Source organism: Bradyrhizobium sp. URHA0013, assembly GCF_000518345.1.
Classification (GTDB): Bacteria; Pseudomonadota; Alphaproteobacteria; order Rhizobiales; family Xanthobacteraceae; genus Bradyrhizobium.
The window spans coordinates 14,228-33,139 of sequence record NZ_JADK01000008.1; the positions used below are offsets into that span (position 1 = coordinate 14,228).

Annotated in this window: 21 protein-coding genes; 8 read left to right on the forward strand and 13 right to left on the reverse strand. The window is 65.8% G+C overall.

Annotated features, from left to right (window positions below):
* Positions 1-333: 333 nt before the first annotated feature.
* The 8 genes from gatB to N551_RS0112780 form a co-directional block, all read right to left on the reverse strand.
* Complete coding sequence (gatB, locus tag N551_RS0112745; RefSeq protein WP_027567299.1) at positions 334-1,818, reverse strand: Asp-tRNA(Asn)/Glu-tRNA(Gln) amidotransferase subunit GatB; 1,485 nt, start codon at positions 1,816-1,818, stop codon at positions 334-336.
* Positions 1,815-2,711: an FkbM family methyltransferase gene (locus N551_RS0112750; RefSeq protein WP_027567300.1), complete on the reverse strand. Its 897-nt coding sequence runs from the start codon at positions 2,709-2,711 to the stop codon at positions 1,815-1,817. Before N551_RS0112750 ends, gatB begins: the two co-directional genes overlap by 4 nt.
* Positions 2,708-3,013, reverse strand: a complete 306-nt coding sequence (locus tag N551_RS0112755) for a hypothetical protein (RefSeq protein WP_027567301.1) — start codon at positions 3,011-3,013, stop codon at positions 2,708-2,710. The genes N551_RS0112750 and N551_RS0112755 overlap by 4 nt, the downstream gene beginning before the upstream one ends.
* A complete protein-coding gene (gatA, locus tag N551_RS0112760; RefSeq protein ID WP_027567302.1) occupies positions 3,004-4,479 on the reverse strand; it encodes an Asp-tRNA(Asn)/Glu-tRNA(Gln) amidotransferase subunit GatA in 1,476 nt (491 codons plus the stop codon). The genes N551_RS0112755 and gatA overlap by 10 nt, the downstream gene beginning before the upstream one ends.
* Positions 4,476-4,688: a hypothetical protein gene (locus N551_RS0112765; protein ID WP_007611210.1), complete on the reverse strand. Its 213-nt coding sequence runs from the start codon at positions 4,686-4,688 to the stop codon at positions 4,476-4,478. The genes gatA and N551_RS0112765 overlap by 4 nt, the downstream gene beginning before the upstream one ends.
* Positions 4,689-4,767: 79 nt before the next feature.
* Positions 4,768-5,055, reverse strand: a complete 288-nt coding sequence (gatC, locus tag N551_RS0112770; protein ID WP_007603335.1) for an Asp-tRNA(Asn)/Glu-tRNA(Gln) amidotransferase subunit GatC — start codon at positions 5,053-5,055, stop codon at positions 4,768-4,770.
* A 76-nt stretch (positions 5,056-5,131) separates the two neighbouring features.
* Complete coding sequence (locus N551_RS0112775) at positions 5,132-6,208, reverse strand: nitronate monooxygenase family protein (RefSeq protein WP_027567303.1); 1,077 nt, start codon at positions 6,206-6,208, stop codon at positions 5,132-5,134.
* Positions 6,209-6,225: 17 nt separating this feature from the next.
* Positions 6,226-7,200 carry a nitronate monooxygenase family protein gene (locus N551_RS0112780; RefSeq protein WP_027567304.1) on the reverse strand — a complete coding sequence of 325 codons (975 nt, stop codon included), beginning with the start codon at positions 7,198-7,200 and terminating at the stop codon, positions 6,226-6,228.
* Between the two features lie 95 nt (positions 7,201-7,295).
* Here N551_RS0112780 and N551_RS0112785 point away from each other — a divergent pair, with 95 nt between their 5' ends.
* Positions 7,296-8,186, forward strand: coding sequence for a LysR family transcriptional regulator (locus N551_RS0112785; RefSeq protein ID WP_027567305.1), 891 nt, complete (start codon positions 7,296-7,298; stop codon positions 8,184-8,186).
* Here N551_RS0112785 and N551_RS0112790 read toward each other — a convergent pair.
* A complete protein-coding gene (locus N551_RS0112790; protein ID WP_027567306.1) occupies positions 8,173-8,388 on the reverse strand; it encodes a hypothetical protein in 216 nt (71 codons plus the stop codon). The two genes, N551_RS0112785 and N551_RS0112790, sit on opposite strands and share 14 nt — an antisense overlap.
* Before the next feature lie 47 nt (positions 8,389-8,435).
* On the opposite strand from N551_RS0112790, the gene ruvX reads away from it, so the two are divergent.
* Together ruvX and N551_RS0112800 are read left to right on the forward strand one after the other, a co-directional pair.
* Positions 8,436-8,927, forward strand: coding sequence for a Holliday junction resolvase RuvX (ruvX, locus tag N551_RS0112795; protein WP_027567307.1), 492 nt, complete (start codon positions 8,436-8,438; stop codon positions 8,925-8,927).
* 3 nt (positions 8,928-8,930) lie between these two features.
* Positions 8,931-9,854, forward strand: coding sequence for an AEC family transporter (locus N551_RS0112800; protein ID WP_027567308.1), 924 nt, complete (start codon positions 8,931-8,933; stop codon positions 9,852-9,854).
* A gap of 138 nt (positions 9,855-9,992) precedes the next feature.
* Here N551_RS0112800 and N551_RS0112805 read toward each other — a convergent pair whose 3' ends face one another.
* Both N551_RS0112805 and N551_RS0112810 read right to left on the reverse strand, forming a co-directional pair.
* Positions 9,993-10,763 carry a CPBP family intramembrane glutamic endopeptidase gene (locus N551_RS0112805; protein WP_027567309.1) on the reverse strand — a complete coding sequence of 257 codons (771 nt, stop codon included), beginning with the start codon at positions 10,761-10,763 and terminating at the stop codon, positions 9,993-9,995.
* Positions 10,764-10,808: 45 nt separating this feature from the next.
* Positions 10,809-11,567 carry a M15 family metallopeptidase gene (locus tag N551_RS0112810; protein WP_027567310.1) on the reverse strand — a complete coding sequence of 253 codons (759 nt, stop codon included), beginning with the start codon at positions 11,565-11,567 and terminating at the stop codon, positions 10,809-10,811.
* A gap of 212 nt (positions 11,568-11,779) precedes the next feature.
* Between N551_RS0112810 and N551_RS0112815 the strand changes: the two genes are divergently transcribed.
* From N551_RS0112815 to N551_RS0112830, 4 genes are all read left to right on the forward strand, one after another.
* Positions 11,780-12,727 carry an aspartate carbamoyltransferase catalytic subunit gene (locus N551_RS0112815; RefSeq protein WP_007603315.1) on the forward strand — a complete coding sequence of 316 codons (948 nt, stop codon included), beginning with the start codon at positions 11,780-11,782 and terminating at the stop codon, positions 12,725-12,727.
* A 5-nt stretch (positions 12,728-12,732) separates the two neighbouring features.
* A complete protein-coding gene (locus N551_RS0112820; RefSeq protein ID WP_027567311.1) occupies positions 12,733-14,034 on the forward strand; it encodes a dihydroorotase in 1,302 nt (433 codons plus the stop codon).
* Between the two features lie 32 nt (positions 14,035-14,066).
* The gene (gene plsY, locus N551_RS0112825) at positions 14,067-14,663 is read left to right on the forward strand and encodes a glycerol-3-phosphate 1-O-acyltransferase PlsY (RefSeq protein ID WP_027567312.1); all 597 of its coding nucleotides are present in this window, start codon (positions 14,067-14,069) and stop codon (positions 14,661-14,663) included.
* A gap of 146 nt (positions 14,664-14,809) precedes the next feature.
* The gene (locus tag N551_RS0112830; RefSeq protein ID WP_027567313.1) at positions 14,810-16,015 is read left to right on the forward strand and encodes a patatin-like phospholipase family protein; all 1,206 of its coding nucleotides are present in this window, start codon (positions 14,810-14,812) and stop codon (positions 16,013-16,015) included.
* On the opposite strand, the gene N551_RS0112835 is transcribed toward N551_RS0112830, so the two are convergent.
* Complete coding sequence (locus N551_RS0112835) at positions 16,007-17,251, reverse strand: amidase (protein WP_027567314.1); 1,245 nt, start codon at positions 17,249-17,251, stop codon at positions 16,007-16,009. The two genes, N551_RS0112830 and N551_RS0112835, sit on opposite strands and share 9 nt — an antisense overlap.
* A 90-nt stretch (positions 17,252-17,341) precedes the next feature.
* Between N551_RS0112835 and dprA the strand changes: the two genes are divergently transcribed.
* Positions 17,342-18,484 (forward strand): DNA-processing protein DprA, encoded by a 1,143-nt coding sequence (gene dprA / locus N551_RS0112840; RefSeq protein WP_035961326.1) that lies wholly within the window; start codon positions 17,342-17,344, stop codon positions 18,482-18,484.
* Here dprA and N551_RS0112845 read toward each other — a convergent pair.
* Positions 18,481-18,891, reverse strand: coding sequence for a helix-turn-helix domain-containing protein (locus N551_RS0112845; protein WP_027567316.1), 411 nt, complete (start codon positions 18,889-18,891; stop codon positions 18,481-18,483). The genes dprA and N551_RS0112845 overlap by 4 nt on opposite strands.
* Positions 18,892-18,912 lie beyond the last annotated feature (21 nt).

The window sequence follows — 18,912 nt, forward strand, 5'->3', positions numbered from 1 at the left end:
AACACTATGCAGCAAGTATTTTTCTGCACGCGCGCATCGCGCACGATCGATGTAATGACCTGTCGCGTCAATCGCGCGAGCGCCTCGCGAGGGCGCTTCGCGGACTCTGAGTCGCGACTTTTGGCAACGAAAATATTTTCATGATTAACGGCGCGAGCGCTCGTCGGAGCGTGTGCAAGTCGCCGTTTTGCGCGAATCGCGTGACGGCGATTCGGTCGGCGTATCGCGTTCGATCGGGATGAAGTTCGTCGCCGAGGATGCGCGCGAGCGTCGCATCGCGAACCGAAAGCGAGGTGACGACGCCTGTCCGTCACCTCGTTCGAACGTGCGAGGTCAGATGCCGAGCTTGGACTTGAGCAGCTCGTTGACGCTCTGCGGGTTGGCCTTGCCGCCGGATGCCTTCATCACCTGGCCGACGAACCAGCCGAGTGACTGCGGCTTGTCCTTGACCTGCGCCGCCTTGTCGGGATTGGCCGCGATGATGTCGTCGACGACCTTTTCGATCGCCGAAAGATCCGTGACCTGCTTCATGCCGCGGCTTTCGACCAGCGCGCGGGGATCGCCGCCCTCCTGCCAGACGATCTCGAACAGATCCTTGGCGATCTTGCCGGAGATCGTACCCTCGCCGATCAGGTCGATGATCCCTGAGAGCTGTGCGGCATCGACCGGAGAGTCCGTAATATCCCGGCCTTCCTTGTTGAGACGACCGAACAGCTCGTTGATCACCCAGTTGGCGGCGACCTTGCCGTCGCGCGCGCGGTTGGCGAGCTTTTCCAGCACGGTCTCGTAGAACACCGCGCTCTCGCGCTCGGCGACCAGCACGCTGGCGTCGTAGGCGGACAGGCCGAGATCCGCGACGAAGCGCATCTTCTTCTGGTCCGGCAACTCGGGCAGCTCAGCCTTCAGTTCGTCGACGAAGCTTTGCGAAAACTCCAGCGGCAGCAGGTCGGGATCGGGGAAGTAGCGGTAGTCGTGCGCCTCCTCCTTGGACCGCATCGACCGCGTCTCGCCCTTGTTTGGATCGTAAAGCCGGGTCTCCTGGTCGATCGCGCCGCCGTCTTCGAGGATTTCGATCTGGCGCCGGGCCTCGTACTCGATCGCCTGGCCGATGAAGGTGATCGAGTTCATGTTCTTGATCTCGCAGCGGGTGCCGAGCGGCGCGCCCGGCTTGCGCACGGAGACGTTGACGTCGGCGCGCAGGGATCCCTTCTCCATGTCGCCGTCGCAGGTGCCGAGATAGCGCAGGATCGAGCGCAGCTTGGTCACATAGGCCTTGGCCTGCTCGGCATCGCGGATGTCGGGTTTGGAGACGATCTCCATCAGCGCCACGCCGCATCGGTTGAGGTCGACATAGGACATGGTCGGCGACTGATCGTGCAGCAACTTGCCGGCATCCTGTTCCAGATGCAGCCGCTCGATGCCGATCGTGGCGGTCTTGCCGCCGTCCAGTTCGACCACGACCTCGCCTTCGCCGACGATCGGCGACTTGTACTGGCTGATCTGGTAGCCCTGCGGCGAGTCCGGATAGAAATAATTCTTGCGGTCGAACACCGAGCGCAGATTGATCTGCGCGTTCAGCCCGAGCCCGGTCCGGACAGCCTGTCTGACGCATTCCTCGTTGATGACCGGCAGCATGCCCGGCATCGCCGCGTCGACCAGCGACACATGCGTGTTCGGCTCGCCGCCGAACGCGGTGGAGGCGCCGGAGAACAGCTTCGCGTTCGACGTCACCTGAGCGTGGACCTCCAGGCCGATGACCATCTCCCAGTCACCGGTTGAGCCCTTGAGAAGCTTGTGGGGTGCGGCAGGTGCGTTCATGGCTTGACTGGTTCCTTCATTGACCCCTTGGCCGCTCGCGCTTGCCCCCCTTCGAGAAGCCCGTTGAGCGATCGAAGCACATCGGCCGGCTGGCGCAGCGCGATCTCGCGGCGGCCCATCACCTCGATCTCTCCGAACAGCGCGTCGACCTCCGGTGAGGAGGCGAACACGAAGCCGTCGAACGACGTGCTCTGCTCCTCGAAATCGTTGGAGATCTCGACGCGGTAACCGTGCGCCTTGAGACGATCGACGACCTCCTGATGGAGAGCCTGCGAATGGGTTGCGATGAAGAGATAATCGACGCGGCGCTTGGCGAGCACGCTCTCCGCGCCCTGCAGCATCTCGACCTCGAAGGCCTGGATATCGGCATGCAAGATGTCGAGATGCTTGATCTTCCTGTCCCTGAAGAAGGCATCGACCTCGAATTTGCCCTTGCCGACGAAGGCCTTGACGAACTCGGCTCGCAAACCATTGCGCGCGAAATTATCCTGACCGGTCTTGAGACATGCGGGATCCGGCTCGACCAGAATGACCTCCGCCTTGGGCCGCGCCTTCTTGAGCCACATCGAATAGTGGCCCCAATAGGCGCCGAGCTCGATCATGGACGGCAGCTCGCCGAGCCGCTTCAGCAATTCCTGGAAGACATATTCTTCCAGCGGCTCGTGGACGCCGCGATTGATGATGAGCACACTGCTGAAAGGGCCGTAATAGGCTCCGGGCCCGATGCCCGGAACCTTCAGGCCGTTATGCAGATAGACCTGGTCGCCTTCGACGAGGCCTGCCATCGGGACGCGTTCGATCAGGAGGTTGAGCGGATCGGAAACGATCTCGCGAAAGCGGCCGAATAAATCCTCCGGCTTCGCTTTCGGACTCGTGAAACCAGGCTCGCTCATGTGGATGCACTCCCACCCAGCGCATCGACGATGCGCTGCCATTCTGCTTCAAGCGAATCCGTTGCCACGGGCCGGCCAGCCTGGCGGTACCAATAGCCGGCATTGCCGAGGTCGCCCTCGACCCGGTGCAGATAGGCGTGCACCCAGGCGGCCTCGCGGCTGCTCTCGTCCTGAACGATTCTGTGCGCCTGGTCCCAGTCGCCCTTGGCGGCCCACCACAGTGCGGCGAGCGGCGCGCTGAGATCCGGGGGCGGCGCGGCGCCGTCGAGGCTGCCGATATACGCCGCCATGTTCACCACCATTTCGCCGGCGTGAAGCGGCCGGCGGCCTGCTCGATCACCTCGCCGAGCGAGAACAGCGTCTCCTCGTCGAAAGGTCGGCCGATCAACTGCAAGCCGAGCGGCAGGCCCTGCGCGTCCTTGCCGGCCGGCACGGCGATGCCCGGCAGGCCCGCCATGTTCACGGTCACCGTGAAGATGTCGTTGAGGTACATCTCGACGGGGTCCGCCCCACCCTTCTCGCCGATGCCGAAGGCCGCCGACGGCGTCGCCGGCGTCAGGATCGCGTCCACGCCCTTGGCGAAGCAGTCCTCAAAGTCCTTCTTGATCAGCGTGCGCACCTTCTGGGCCCGCAAATAATAGGCGTCGTAATAGCCGGCCGAGAGCACGTAGGTGCCGATCATGACGCGGCGCTTCACCTCCGCGCCAAACCCTTCGGCGCGGGTGTTCTCGTAGAGTTCGTTGACGTTCCGGCCCTGCTCGCGCAGGCCGAAGCGCACCCCGTCGTAGCGCGCGAGGTTGGAGGACGCCTCCGCCGGCGCCACAATGTAATAGGCCGGCAAGGCGTATTTGGTGTGCGGCAGTGACACTTCAACGAGTTCGGCGCCGGCCGCTTTCAGCCAGGCCGCACCCGCTTCCCAAAGCTTTTCGATCTCGGCCGGCATGCCGTCGAGACGGTATTCCCTGGGAATGCCGATCTTCATGCCCTTCACGGACTTGCCGATCGCAGCCTCGTAGTCCGGCACGGCCATGTCGACCGAGGTCGTGTCCTTCGGATCGTGGCCGGCCATCGAGCGCAGCAGCATCGCGGCATCGCGCGTGCTGCGCGCGATCGGACCGGCCTGGTCGAGCGAGGAGGCAAAGGCGACGATGCCCCAACGCGAGCAGCGGCCATAGGTCGGCTTGATGCCGACGGTTGCGGTGAACGCCGCCGGCTGGCGGATCGAGCCGCCGGTGTCGGTCGCGGTTGCGCCCATGCACAGCAGCGCCGCCACGGCGGAGGCCGAGCCGCCGGACGAGCCGCCCGGCACCAGCGTCGTGTTGCTCCCGTCGCGCCGCCAGGGATTGCCGACCGGGCCGAAGCACGAGGTCTCGTTCGACGAGCCCATCGCGAACTCGTCATTGTTGAGCTTGCCCAGCATCACCGCGCCGTCGCGCCAGAGCTGCGAGGTGATGGTGGACTCGTAAGTCGGCACGAAATTGCCGAGGATTTTCGAGCACGCCGTGGTGCGCACGCCCTTGGTCGCGAACAGGTCCTTGATGCCGAGCGGAATGCCGGCGAGCGGCCCCGCATCGCCCTTCCCGATCCTGGCGTCCGCTTCGCGCGCCATGGACCGCGCCTGGTCCGGGGTCTCCATGACGAAAGCATTGAGCACGCGCGCGGCTTCGATCGCGTTCAGATGCGCGTCGGTCAGCTCGAGGGACGTGAAAGTCTTGGCCGCGAGGCCCATGCGGGCCTCGGCGAGCGTCAGCGATGTCAAATCGGTCATTTATTGATCGGGCTGCAGAAGAACGGAGACAGGGACTTGTCGTTGGCCGGGTCGTCTTTTTTGGCGGCCGCTTTCGCAGCCGCTTCGATCTCGTCGAGCACGGCATTCACCGCGACGTTGGGGTCGGCAGCCTTGCCCTGCCGCTCCATCTTGTCGAGATAGTTCATGTAAGCCTGATAGGCCTTCTCGTCGTCGCAAAGCATGCACATCGGACTTCGTCCTGAGACTCTTTTGACGCGTTTTCTTTACGCGAACCGGCTTCCACTTCGCTCGAAAACGCTACGTAAATTACTCAACAACCTTCGGCACCAGGAAGAAGTGACCTTCGGTCGCGGGCGCGTTGGCAACGATATCGTCGGCGATCTCGCCGTCATTGACCAAATCCTGCCGCTTCTTCATCTGCATCGGGGTGACCGAGGTCATGGGCTCCACACCCTCGACATTGACCTCCGAGAGCTGCTCGACAAAGGCGAGCATGGCGTTGAGCTCGCCCTGCAGATGCGGAACCTCGCCCTCGGAAACCGCAATGCGCGCCAGATGCGCGATGCGGCGGACGGTAGCGGCGTCGACGGACATTATATAAGGCCTCTCACGGCAAAACCTATGTGCCGTATAGCAGAGGCCGCTTTTGCGCCGCAACCGGCGGCGGGATCTATCCGGCGAGAGCTTTCAGGCGGGCCAGGGCCGATTTGGCGAGATCGCGGGTCAGTTCAGCCGCCGGGACCTCGCGGCCCAGGGCGATGGCCTGCCCGGCCCAGAGGTTGGTGAAATCCACCGTGCCCTGCTTTTCGGCAGCCGCCTTCAGCGGTCCCAGCGCCGTTGCGGCATGAGGAAATGGCGGTGCGTCCGGCGAAATCGGGCCGGCCTCGCGCATCAGGCGGTTCTGGACGCCGCGCGCCGGGCGCCCCGTCATGACATTGGTGATGACGGTGGAATCATCCCGCCCTTCGGCGAGCGCCGCGCGGGCCGCCGCACTGACCTTGGATTCCGGACAGCGCAGATAGGCACTTCCGATCTGCACGCCTGCCGCGCCGAGCGCGAACGCCGCCGCGATGCCGCGGCCATCCGCAACGCCGCCAGCCGCAATCACCGGGACCTTCACCGCGTCGACCACCTGCGGCACCAGCGCAAAGGTGCCGGGCTGTTCCGAGATCTTGTCGGTCAGGAACATGCCGCGATGGCCGCCGGCCTCCGCACCTTGTGCGATCACCGCGTCAGCGCCGTGCTGCTCGAGCCAGATCGCTTCCCTCACCGTGGTCGCCGAGGAGATGACGAGACATCCTGCCGCTTTGACCCGCTTGAGCAGCGCGGCCTCCGGCAGGCCGAAATGGAAGCTGACGATCTCCGGCTTCAGCTCCTCCACCACCGCGCAGAAGCCGGCGTCGAACGGCGCGCGATTCGCGGCATTGATGGGTGCGGCGGGATCAAGGCCATGCTCACGGTAGTAGCCCGCGAGGCGCTGCTTCCAGCGCGCCTCCGCCTCGGCCGTGAGCTCGATCGGTGTGTGGCAGAAGAAATTCATGTTCACCGGCGCGGAGACCCGCTGCCGGATGATGTTGACCTGCTCGCGCGCCTTGTCCGGCGACAGCATCGCGCTCGGCAGCGAGCCGAGCCCCCCGCCTTGCGCAACGGCGATCACCAGCTCCGCGTCCATCACGCCAGCCATCGGCGCCAGCACGATCGGGAATTCGGTCTTGAAGAGGTCAATCAGTCGACGGTTCGGCCACATGGTTGTTCTCTCGCAGTTTAGGCGGACACGCTGGAATTACGCCGACCGGCTAGCAATTGCTCGGCCTCGGTCGCGATCCGTTCGACGATTTCGGCGGCGGACGGAATATCATGGATCAGGCCGACAGCCTCACCGGCAAAGACCGCGGCGACCTCAAAATTGCCCGCTGCCCTTGCCGCGGCATAGTCGACGGTCACCTCGGCGGCGCGCTGCAGCAGCTCGACCTCGCGGCCGGTCCAGCGCCTGATATGATCGTTGACCAGCGTTCGCGCGGTGAACGGCGCCGGCCAGAACAGGCTGCGCGACCAGTCGACGATGACGCCGCGCACCGTGTCATTGGGATCGGCGTCGCGAATGCGCTGCTTGGCCTCCTCCGCACCATTGGCCTCCACGCTCGCATAGAAGCGCGTGCCGATCAGCACCCCGGAGGCGCCCAGCATCATCATCGCCGCGAGCCCGCGACCATCGGCAATTCCGCCGGCGGCAACCACCGGCACGCGGCCGGCCGCGAAATCGACGATCGCAGGCACGATGTCGACGGTGGTGCGCGATGCGCCATGGCCCCCGGCTTCGGTCCCCTGCGCGATCAGGATGTCCGCACCGGCGTCGAGCGCCTGCTTCGCCATGTCCTCGCTCTGCACCTGGCAGATCAAGCGCGCCCCGCACGCCTTGATGCGCGCTGCAAATGGTGCGGGATCGCCGAATGACAGCATGATCGCTTGCGGATTGGCAGCGAGCGCGATGTCGAGAAGTTTTGGTTGTTTTGCCAGGCTCCAGGTGATGAAGCCGATACCGAACGACGCAAAGCCGATCAGCTGCCTGGTCTCGGCCTCGAGCCGCTCCTGATCGCCGTAGCCACCACCCAGGATCCCGAAGCCGCCGGCCTCGCTGACAGCCCGCGTCAGCCGGCTGCCGGCGATCGTGTCCATCGGAGCCAGCAGGATCGGATGCTTGATCCCCAGGAGCTGGGTCAGCGGCGTGGTGATCGGCATGGCTCCTCCGCTCTCGACACGAACATTAGTCCAGAATACCATTCTCTAAAATTGAATTCAAACGAACGCTACCATCTCAAAAGCGAAACGATGCCATGGAACTCAGCGACATCCAGACCTTCGCCGCCGTCGCCCGCACCGGGGGCATCACCCGCGCGGCCGAAGAGCTCAACACGGTGCAGTCGAACGTCACCCAGCGCGTGAAGGCGCTGGAGGCGGAGATCGGTACGCCGCTGTTCGAACGGCATAGCCGCGGCATGACCCTGACCGGCGCGGGCAAGCGCCTTTTGCCCTACGCGCAACGGATGTCCGCATTAGCGCGCGAGGCCGTGCTCGCTGCCTGCGACGACGGCGAGCCCAAGGGACCGCTAGCGATCGGCTCGATGGAAACGACCGCGGCCGTGCGGTTGCCGCCGCTGCTGGCTGATTTTCATCGCCGCTTTCCCGCCGTGCGGCTGAGCCTGCGCACCGCGCCCACAGCCGACCTCGTCGCTTGCGTGCTCGAAGGCACGCTCGACGGCGCCTTCGTCGCAGGTCCGATCGCGCATGCAGATCTCACCACGACAAGCGCGTTCCGCGAAGAGCTGGTGCTGGTGAGCGCGCGGCGCTGGGCCACGCTCGCCGAGCTGCGCGCCGGGACGCCGGAATCCGGCCCGACCGCGCTGACGTTCCGCACCGGCTGCACCTACCGGCAGCGGCTGGAACAGATCTTTGTCGAGTTCGGCTGGCCGTCGGCCGCACGCTTCGAGCTCGGCACGCTCGACGGCATGATCGGCTGTGTCGCCGCCGACATGGGCGTGACGCTGCTGCCGCGCGCCGTGGTCGAACGCAGTGCGATCAACGGCAGCGTATCGATCCACGCGCTGAGCCATTCGCACGCGCACGTCGAGACGCTCTTCATCCAGCGTCGTGCCGGACATCAAACCAGTGCGCTGAACGGATTTGCCGCTTGCCTGAAGCAAGACGACGATGTCATCGCGGCCTGAGATGCCAGCGCCGCAACGCAACCAAAGCCCAGATCGCCTCGACCACGCCGAACGGCCAGGCCCCCTGCAGGAAGCCGTAAGCCGAACCGAGCACGCAGGACATCGCGAACAGCAGCACGAACCAGTGGCTGCGGTCTTCCAGGGCGTAAGTGACCAGCATCGCTGTCACGGCGACCAAGCCGAATAATGTCAGCGCATCCATAGTTACAGGTTCACTCCGCAGCCTGACGCGTGATATGCGCTGATCCCATGCCGGCTCTTATCCTGCCTCTCGTCGATGCTGCAACCCACTGGCCCGAACGCGGCGGGTTGGTCGGCCTTGATCTCGGTACCAAGACCATCGGCGTTGCCGTCTCCAATCCGGACCGTCGGTTAGCGACCGGCGTCGAGACCATCCAGCGCAAGGCGTTCAAGCAGGATGCCGCCCGGCTGCTCGCGATTGCCAGTGAACGTAAGGCCGTCGGCTTCGTGCTCGGCCTGCCCATCAACATGGACGGCAGCGAAGGCCCGCGCGCGCAATCGACCCGGGCGTTTGCCCGCAACCTCGCCGGCCTGACCGCGCTGCCCATCGGCCTCTGGGACGAGCGTCTGTCGACCGCCGCGGTCGAGCGCGAGCTGATCGGCATGGACGTCAGCCGCGCCAAGCGCGCCGAAGTGATCGACGAGCACGCCGCGATCTTCATCCTGCAAGGCGCGCTCGACCGCCTCGCCAATCTGCGCGCAGCCCCGGGGCCCGGCTGATCCATGGCCGTCGTGATCGCGGCGCTCCTTCCCGTCTTTATCCTCATCGTGCTCGGCGTGGTGCTGAAGCGCACCCTGATGCGGCTCGACACGCAATGGAACGGGCTGGAGCGGCTGACCTATTTCGTGCTGTTTCCGATGCTGCTGATCCAGACGCTGGTGAAGGCCGACCTGTCCAGGGTGCCGGTCGCCGGCGTCGGCGGCGCGCTGCTGCTCTCCGCGCTCGCGATGTCGCTGCTCTGCCTCGCGCTCCGCCCGGCCCTGTCGCGTCTCGATATCGACGGCCCCGCCTTCACCTCGATCTTCCAGGGCGCGATCCGCTGGCAGACCTATGTGGCGCTGTCCGTCTCCGCCAATATGTTCGGCGAGGTCGGGCTGGCGCTCGCCTCCGTCGCGATGGTGGCGATCATTCCGCTGGTCAACGTCCTCAGCGTGGCGGTGCTCGCGCACTACGCCGCTCCGGAGAAGCAATCCGCGCGCGCGATCGTCATGACGGTTGTCCGCAATCCCCTGATCTGGGCCTGCGTGATCGGTCTCGTCATCAATGTCATCCACCTGCCGCTGCCCAGGATCTGGCATGAGGTGGCAGACGCACTCGGCCGCTCCTCCCTCGCCATCGGCCTGCTCGTCACCGGCGCCGGCCTGCATCTTGAAGGCCTGCTCCGCCCCAGCGCAGGCGCCGCTATCGGCGTGGTGTTCAAGCTGGTGCTGATGCCCGTGGTCGCCCTGGTGCTCGCCGTCTGGTTCGGACTGTCCGGCGACAGCCTCGCCATCGTCGCGATCTGCGCCGCCGTGCCGACTTCCACCAGCGCCTATGTGCTGGCCCGACAGATGGGCGGCGATGCCCCACTACTGGCGCAGATCATCACGCTGCAGACGATCCTGGCGGCGATCACGATGCCGATCGTGATCGCGCTGGTGGCCTAGAATTCGTCATTGCGGGCGCAGCTCTCCTTCTCGTCATTGCGAGGAACCCTTGCGACGAAGCAATCCAGAGTCTCTCCGCGGACAGATTCTGGATTGATTCGCTTCGCTCGCAATGACGGAACTTGGGCGACCGTCGGGCTAGCTCCCCAGCCACATCGTCAGCACCACCGCCGTCAGATTGTTCAGCGCGTGCAGCACGATCGTGAGCCAGAGCGAGCTGCTGCGATAGCGCATATAGCCAAACCACAGGCCGATGGAGAAGACCTCGGCGAGGAAGTACAGGTCGTATTGCAGGTGCACGACCGTCCACAGCAGCGACGACAGGATGATCGCGCCGGGCACGCGCAGGAAGCTCGCCGACCAGCCGCGATAGAGGAAGCCGCGCGCCAAAACCTCTTCCGACATCGGCGCTGCCACGCTGAAGGCGAACAGCAGGAAGAAGGCTGCGCCCTTGTCGCGACCAGATTTCAACAGATCGGTCATGAAGCCCGGCGTGGCCTCGCGGCCGAGGCTCCGCGACATCGTCTCCCAGGCCACGACGATCAGGATGAGGCCAACAGCGCCAAACAGGAGTTGCTTCCAGGACGGCCAGCGTAGCGCGAGATAGTCGACGAAGGAGGCCCTCTTGATGCGGATGGCAAGCCACACCGCAGCCAGTGTCGCCGGCAAGCCCAGTATCACCGACAGCGCGAGCGCCTGCGGCTCGCCGCCGACGAGCTGAAGCGAGGCGAGGTCCATCGGCAGGCCACGCTGCACCGCCAGCAGAACGATGGCGCCGATCTGCCCGACGAACATTGCAGCGAAGATAACGATCCCCCACAGCGCCGTGCCCCAGAATTTCCAGACGCGCGGCGCCTCGTGCGCAGGCGTCACGGTCGGCGGCGGATGATCGGGATTGAGCGAATCCATCAAAGCGCTTTCATTGGGAGGCATTCCGGGCGGGTCGGTTGCGATCTACTTCATCCGCGGCGGAATCGGGAAATCATAGGCCGCCCCGCCCGCCCCCGGCAGTGAAAAGTGCCACCACTCCTTCGCATAGTTCACAAAGCCTTGCCTCGCCATCGCAGCCACGAGCCGCTTGCGCCAGGCGCGCTGGTCCGGACTGACCGTTGGCGCGGAGGTGTGCCCTTTCACGTCGGTACAGTCGTAACCTGTGCCCATGTCGACACTGCCCTCGGGCGGGCGCGCCTCGACCGGCGCGGTACAGTCGGCGTAGGCCTTTGACGGGTCGTATTTGCCTGAATTGTCCGCCTTGAGATCGACCAGCGTGAGATCGAGCGCGGCGCCCGTCGAATGCTGCGAGCGGCTTGCGATGTAGCCGAGGCGGAACAGCTCGGTCTTGGGAATTTTGGGATTGTAGCGCCGCTCGGCAACCGTCTCCTGGCCGTTCTGCGACCACCTGACCATGTCGAGCGAGGCCCGCGCCGGCCGGTAGCAGTCGAACATTTTAAGCGAGAGATTTTGCGCCACCAGTTCCTGCTGCACCGCCTTCAACCGCAGCCCAATCTCCCGCTTCACCACGCATTCGCCGACGCCGTAGCCGGCGAGCGGACGGCCGACGAAATTGTTCGAGGTGGCGTAGCGGATGTCCTGGATGATGCTGGGGTCGATGTCGCGCAAATAGACGAAACCGCCGGGAAGCGATTGGGCGTGGGCGGTGCTGATCGTCATGAGCGCCAGGAGCGCTGCCAGAATTGATTTCACGAAATGCATCCCAGTCGTCATGGCCGGGCTTGCCCCCCCCATCCACGCCTTTTCTGCGACAGCACCTTAAGAAAGTGGATGCCCGGGACAAGCCCGGGCATGACGAAGAAGACGGAGACAGCTCACGCCACAGCGATAAGACCGACAGATCGGGGGATAACTCCCCTCATGGGCTTTGGCCCTTGCCCCCCCGGCCATCCCCGCCTATAGCTCTCGCTTTAATGACATCGAAATCGACCTTTGTCCTCGGCCACCGGCATTTGCTGGGCATCGAGGGCCTTTCCGCGGCCGACATCACCGGCCTCCTCGACCTGTCCGAAGAATATGTCGAGCTCAACCGCCAGGTTGACAAGAAGCGCACCGTCCTGCGTGGACGGACGCAGGTAAACCTCTTCTTCGAGGCTTCCACCCGGACCCAATCCTCGTTCGAGCTCGCCGGCAAACGGCTGGGCGCCGACGTCATGAACATGTCGGTGTCCTCCTCGTCCATCAAAAAGGGCGAGACGCTGGTCGACACCGCCATGACGCTCAACGCCATGCACCCGGATATCCTGGTGGTGCGCCATCACGCCTCCGGCGCGGTGGAACTGCTGGCCCGCAAGGTCGACGGTTCCGTGATCAATGCCGGCGACGGCGCGCATGAGCATCCGACACAAGCCCTGCTCGACGCGCTGACCATCCGCCGCAACAAGGGGCGGCTCGAAGGCCTCGTGGTCGCGATCTGTGGCGACGTGCTGCATTCGCGCGTCGCCCGCTCCAACATCATCCTGCTCAACGCGATGGGCGCCCGCGTCCGCGTCGTGGGCCCCTCCACGCTGCTGCCGCCCGGCATCGAGCGGATGGGCGTCGAGGTCGCGCGCGACATGCGCGAGGGGCTCAACGGCGCCGATATCGTCATGATGTTGCGGCTCCAGCGCGAGCGCATGAACGGCTCCTTCGTGCCGTCGACCTCCGAGTATTTCCATTATTTCGGGCTGGACCAGAAGAAGCTTGCCTACGCCAAGCCAGACGCCCTTGTCATGCATCCCGGCCCCATGAACCGCGGCGTCGAGATCGACACGGCCGTCGCTGACGGCGCGCAGTCCCTGATCCGCGAACAGGTGGAAATGGGCGTGGCCGTGCGCATGGCGGTGCTGGAAGCGCTCGCCCGCAACCTGCCGAACGCGTGATGCTCATGTTGACCGACCGCCGACCCATCCTGCTTGCCAACGCCCGCGTCGTCGACCCCTCCCGGGATTTCGATGGTCCCGGCGATGTCCTGATTGCCGACGGCATCATCCGGGAGACCCGCCGCGGCATTGGCGCTGCCGGCGTCCCCGAGGGCACCGACGTCGTCAACTGCGCCGGCAAGATCGTCGCACCCGGCCTGATCGACATGCGCGCCTTCGTCGGCGAGCCCGGCTTCAGCCATCGCGAGACCTTTGCGTCTGCGAGCCAGGCGGCTGCGACCGGCGGCATCACCACCATCATCTGCCAGCCCGATACCTTGCCGGTGATCGACAACTCGGCGACCGTCGACTTCGTGATGCGTCGCGCCCGCGACACCGCGATCGTCAACATCCAGCCGATGGCGGCGCTGACCAAGGGCATGCAAGGCGAGGAGATGACCGAGTTCGGCCTCCTCAAGGCGGCCGGCGCGATCGCCTTCAGCGACTGCGACAAGAGCGTGATCAATGCGCAGGTGATGCGCCGCGCCTTGACCTACGCGCGCGATTTCGACGCGCTGATCGTGCACTACACCGAGGATCGCGATCTCGTCGGCGAAGGCGTGATGAACGAGGGCGAATTCGCCTCGCGACTCGGACTGATGGGCATCCCGAACGCGGCGGAGGCCGTGATGCTGGAGCGCGACATGCGCCTGGTCGCGCTCACCGGCGGCCGCTATCACGCGGCGTCGCTGACCTGCATCGAGTCGCTCGAAATCCTCCGGCGCGCCCGCGACGCCGGCCTCGCCGTGACCGCCTCGGCCTCGATCAACCACCTTGCGCTGAACGAGAACGACATCGGCCCTTACCGTTCGTTCCTGAAGTTGTCGCCGCCACTGCGCACCGAGGACGACCGCCGCGCGCTGGTCGCCGCCGTCGCCTCCGGCCTCGTCGACGTCATCATGTCCGACCACAATCCGCAGGACGTCGAGGTCAAGCGCCTGCCTTTCGCGGAAGCGGCCCCCGGCGCCATCGGGCTGGAGACCATGCTCCCGGCGGGCCTTCGCCTCGTGCACAATGACGAGCTGGATCTCAAGACGCTGATCCGCGCGATGTCGACCCGGCCGGCCGAGATTTTGGGATTGCCTGGCGGAACCCTGCGCACAGGCAGCCCCGCCGACGTCATCGTGATCGACCCCGATGTCCCCTGGGTGGTCGATCCCGCCGACCTCAAATCGCCCTGCAAGAACACGCCGTTCGACGAGGCCCGCTTTACAGGTCGCGTGGTGCGCACCATTGTCGGCGGACGGACGGTATACGAGCATGTCTGACGTGCGGAGCTGCAGCCAGGGAATTTGCAGACATGGCGCTTGAATTGTTCCTGCCGGTGGCTTTTGTCATCGGATACCTGCTCGGCTCGATTCCGTTCGGACTGATCCTGACGAAACTCGGCGGCACGCAGGACATCCGCTCGATCGGCTCCGGCAGCATCGGCGCCACCAACGTGCTGCGCACGGGGCGCAAGGGCCTTGCCGCCGCAACCCTGCTGTTCGACGCGCTCAAGGGCACCGTGGCGGTGGTGATCGCGGGCTACATCGCCGGTCCCAATGCCGCGATGCTGGCCGGGCTCGGCGCCTTCCTCGGCCATCTCTTCCCGGTCTGGCTCAAGTTCAAAGGCGGCAAGGGTGTCGCCGTCTATATCGGCATTATGCTCGGGCTGTTCTGGCCGGCTGCGGTGGTGTTCTGCCTGCTCTGGTTGGCGACCGCCTTCACCGCCCGCTATTCCTCGCTCTCGGCCCTGGTCGCCTCGTTCATCACCCCGCTGTTCCTGTTGTGGTTCGGCCAGCCCGCACTCGCGACGCTGGCGGCGGTGCTGACGCTGCTGTTGTTCTACGCTCATCGCGAGAACATCAAGCGGCTGCAATCGGGCAAGGAAAGCCGGATCGGCGAGAAGGCATAAGCCGGGAATCCACGGATACCGCGGCACCCCTTCTGCATTATATCGCAAATGGTGTTCGCAACTTGCAGCCGAATCACGGCTGTATGGACGAACGGGTTCCAGGCCTTGGCCCTGATCATGGACATGGCTCTACGCGGTTGCTCAGAATGAGCGAGAAGATTGTCAGCGCGCATGTTGAAGATGGCTTGCAGGGCACTGCGGCAAGCCGGATGCTCTCGACCACGGATATCTGGTCCGGTGCGCCCTCGCCGGTTCCTGCTCCCAAGCCTGTGCCCGTTTCGCCACCAGCGCCGCAGCCTGCTCGCATCGCGCAAGCTCCTCTAACAGTTGAGGCAGTGATCGCCGCGGGACCAGTTGCACCCGCGCAACCCCTAGCGAACCAATGGCCGCCGCAAAAGCTATCGCTGGCGCTTCAGGGCGGCGGCACCTTCGCCGCGTTCACCTGGGGCGTGCTGGAGCGGCTGCTGGAAGAGCCATCCATCGCAATCGACACCATCAGCGGCGCCAGCGCCGGCGCCATCAACGCGCTGCTGCTCGCCTCCGGTTTCGCCGAGGGTGGCCGCGAAGGCGCGCGTGCGCGGCTGAACCGGTTCTGGATCCGGCTGATGCACGAAGCCTCGTTCCGATCGCTGATGCTGATCGGCGGCTTCTCGCCGGCGGGAAGCTCGGTCGCGTTCGGTCCGACGCTGCGCTCCGGCCAGTTCGATCCGTTCGATCTCGATCCGCTGCGGCAGGCGCTGTCGCGCGACATCAACTTTTCCGCCTTGCGCGACCCACGCTGCCCGAAGCTGCAGATCGCAGCGACCCGGATCCGCGACGGGCAGCAGCAGATCTTCCGCAACGACGTGATCACGGCCGACGTCGCGCTGGCCTCGACCTGTCCACCGCTGGTTCATTGCGCGGTGGAGATCGACGGCGAGGCTTATTGGGACGGCGGCCTCGGCGGCAACCCGCCCCTGCTGCGGCTCGTGCAGGACACGACGAGCACCGAAATCCTGCTGGTCCAGGTCACGCCGGCGCGCGACAGCTACGTGCCGATCACGCTCGCCGCGATCGACCGCAGGCTGGATCAGATCGCGGCCAACGCCGCCCTCAATGCCGAGATCGCAGCGATGGAATGGGCGCAATCGCAGGCCGCATCGTCGCTGCGGCTCTCCAGGATCGCCGCGGAAGATTTCGTCGACGGCCTGGCGCAGCGCTCGTCCACCGACCTCGGCCGCGGCTTCATTCGTGCGCTGCACCGGAGCGGCCGCGAGGCCGCCGGACGCTGGCTCAAGCAAGGTGCCGATCACGGTCCAGCGCCGGCCGCATCCGGCCAGCGCATCGTTCCCCGCGAGCCTGCGCTAGCCTGATTTCGCCAGCGCCTGCTCCAGGAACCACGCCGTCGCCAGCGCATGCGCGTCGTTGCCGAAGCGTGCGATCACCTGCACGCCGATCGGCAGGCCATTGGCCTTGAGCACGGGCACGTTGACGCAAGGATTGCCCATCAGTGTCCAGAGCCTGTTGTAGCGGGGGTCGCCGGTGCTCGCGAGCTCCTTGGCCGGCGGAGTGCCCGGCGCCGAATAGGTCAGCAGCACGTCGAACCCCTCGAACAATTCGCCGATCTCGCGGCGTCCGCGGCGGCTGATCCGGCGTGCGTCGTCATAGTCCTTGGGTGTGAGACCGACCGTCGCATCGAGACTGGCGCGCAGCATCGGCGCGATCTCGTCGTGGCGTTCGGAAAATTCCCAGGCGAGCGCGCGATGCGCCTCGAAGTCCTGGATCACAGGATGGATGCGCCAAGCCTCCTGCACCGCCTCCGGCAGATCGATAGTCTTCACGCTGGCGCCAGCCTTCTCGGCGGCCTTGATCGCGGCTTGCAGCCCCTCTTCGGCGGCCGGCTCCACGGCACCGGCAAACTCCTGCCTGACCACGCCGATGCGCGGCGCCTTCGCCGGGACGATGCCGGCGAATTCGGTGCGGCCGGTCATCGCCAGCAATCCGCGCGCGAGATCTTCCGCGCGCGCGCCGAACAGGCCGACCGTGTCGAGCGCCCACGAATAGCATTTGACGCCGACCGTCGGCAGCATCCGGAACGACGGCTTGATCGCGGTGGTGCCGCAATAGGCCGCGGGCCGGATCACCGAGCCGCCGGTCTGGGTGCCCAGAGCCAGTGGGATCATGCCGGCACCGACGGCCGCGGCCGAGCCCGAGGACGAGCCGCCCGGCGTATGGCCAAGATTGTGCGGATTGAGTGTCGGGGTCGGATCGCGCGAGGCGAACGCGGTGGTCGTGGTCTTGCCGATGATGGTGGCGCCCGCACGCTTCAGCATCATCACGACAGGCGCGTCGGCGCGCGGTTGCCAGCCACGATAGATCGACGATCCCATCTCGGTCGGGAAATCGGCGGTGTCGATGATGTCCTTGATCCCAACCGCGATACCGCGCAGCGGCCCCGCGCCTTGCGCCTTCGCGGAGCTGTCGTGACGGACGAAGGCGTGGACCTCCTTCTCCCGCGCCTCGATCGCCGCATGCGATTGCGCTATGGCGGACTCGGGCGAAAGCTCGCCCGCTTCGATGCGGCGCTGGAGGTCGGCGAGTGAGATCATGGCAATACCCTTCTTATTGGGATCGCTTTTAGCATCGCGACGAAGCCGCGCAAGCGCACGCCGCTGTTGCCCACGCCCTCAGGTTGTTCCATGCTGTGCCTGCAAGGAGCCGCCGTGGACGCCATCAATCCAAGTGTAGAGCTGACCGAGGCCGACCGGATCGACCGCCTGCGGCTGATCCGGTCCGACAATGTCGGGCCACGCACGTTCCGGTCGCTGGTCGATCATTTCGGCACGGCGCGCGCGGCGCTGGAGCGGCTGCCGGATCTCGCACGCCGCGGCGGTGCGCAGCGATCGGCGCGCATCTGTGGCACCGACGAGGCGCAGGCCGAGCTCGCCGCGAGCCGCAAATTCGGAATTGCCTGGCTCGCGTCCGGCGAGGACGGTTATCCGGCGCGGCTGGCAACGCTCGACGATGCGCCGCCGCTGCTCGCCGTGCGCGGCGACAATGCAACGCTGATGCGGCCGATGATCGCGATCGTCGGCTCGCGCAACGCCTCCGGTGCGGGCTTGAAATTCGCCGGTCAGCTCGCCCGCGAGCTTGGCGAGGCCGGCTTTGTCGTCATCTCGGGGCTCGCCCGCGGCGTCGACCAGGCCGCGCACCGCGCCAGCGTGGAGAGCGGCACCATCGCCGTGCTCGCCGGCGGCCATGACTGCATCTATCCGCCGGAGCACGGCGATTTGCTGGCCTCGATCCTCGACCGCAAGGGTGCCGCGATCTCCGAGATGCCGCTCGGCCACGAGCCGCGCGCCCGCGACTTCCCCCGCCGCAACCGGCTGATCTCTGGCGCCGCGCTCGGCGTCGTCGTGGTGGAGGCGGCGCACCGCTCGGGCTCGCTGATCACCGCACGCATGGCGGCCGAACAGGGCCGCGAGGTGTTCGCGGTGCCGGGCTCGCCGCTCGATCCGCGCGCCGCCGGCACCAACGACCTGATCAAGCAGGGCGCGACGCTCGTCACCGAAGCCGCCGACGTCGTCAACGCGGTCGCACCGATCATGGAGCGGCCGCTGATGCGCACCGCGAACGAGCCCGACAGCGAGCCGTTCGAAAGCGATCCGCAAGGACACGACCGCGATCAGATCACCAGCCTGCTCGGCCCCGCCCCTGTCACGATCGACGATCTCGTGCGGATGTCCGGCGCCTCGCCGGCCATCGTGCGCACCGTGCTCTTAGAGCTCGAGCTCGCCGGCCGGCTCGAACGCCACGGCGGTGGCTTGGTCTCGCTGCTTTAAGGAGTGTTCCGCTCGTCGAAGCGCGTGCGCGCCGAGGCGATCTGCTCCTGATGCGTGATCGCCCATTCGCCGAGTGCCCTCACCGGCTGCTGCAGTCCGCGGCCGAGATCGGTCAGCTCGTAATCCACGCGCGGCGGAATGGTCGGGAAGATCGTGCGTGTGACCAGCCCGTCGCGCTCGAGCCCGCGCAACGTCAGGGTCAACATCCGCTGCGAGATGCCGTTGATCATGCGCTTGAGCTCGTTGAAGCGCTTGGGCCCGTCGCTCAGCATCATGATCACGAACACGCTCCATTTGTCGCCGACGCGCGCGAGGATCGAGGCGACGCCGCGGCAGTCCGCGTGGTCGCGATCCGGCATCGGCGGGGCAGTCAAATCGATGTGCGCAGGTTTCAAGGATGTGCCCATGGCTCAAAAAGGTGCGTTCTT